Genomic DNA, 212 nt, shown 5'->3' on the forward strand with positions numbered 1-212 from the left:
GTTAACTTCCTATATATATCGCCTTTTTGACCTATTTTTTGCCGACAAATACGCCTCTTTGACTAAAAAGAAACCGAACAGATGTTTATTCGTGATTTATTCAAAAAAAAAGTTGACGGGTTTCACTCAACTACGCATAATGCGCCCCGTTCACAGCGAAGCGGCAACGTTTCAAAATGAGCAACAATTTGGAAATGGCTACTTAGCTCAGT

General features: G+C 38.7%; 1 protein-coding gene. It reads left to right on the top strand.

Translation table 11 applies throughout. From position 1 onward, the window contains the following. Positions 1 to 212: hypothetical protein (locus BCT81_RS29545; RefSeq protein ID WP_206748002.1), on the top strand; the 212-nt coding region annotated here is incomplete at both ends.

The organism is Vibrio sp. 10N.261.52.A1 (assembly GCF_002876325.1).
GTDB classification, from domain to species: domain Bacteria; phylum Pseudomonadota; class Gammaproteobacteria; order Enterobacterales; family Vibrionaceae; genus Vibrio; species Vibrio chagasii.